Genomic DNA, 255 nt, shown 5'->3' on the forward strand with positions numbered 1-255 from the left:
TCACGTAACTGACGCAGCATTAAACGGTGCACATATTGCAACAATCCCAGCAAACGTAATTGCTTCATTAGTGAAGCATCCATTAACAGATCAAGGAATTGAGAAATTCTTAGCTGATTGGGAAAAAACACAAGAGAAATAATAGAAAATCAAGAATCCTAGTTTAATTGACTAGGATTCTTTTTTATTTAAAAGAATTTTCATGCAATTTTGCATATTGTCTTTTAAATTTGTTATATAAACTATTTAATATAT

The 255-nt window shown here is 29.0% G+C and carries 1 pseudogene; it reads left to right on the top strand.

Features of this window, described 5'->3' with window-relative positions:
• A pseudogene (locus tag KVT11_RS20230) lies at positions 1–142 on the top strand (fructose-6-phosphate aldolase); the annotation flags it as partial.
• Positions 143–255: the final 113 nt, after the last annotated feature.

This window comes from Bacillus sp. GbtcB10, assembly GCF_019091365.1.
In the GTDB taxonomy this organism is placed as follows: domain Bacteria; phylum Bacillota; class Bacilli; order Bacillales; family Bacillaceae; genus Bacillus; species Bacillus altitudinis.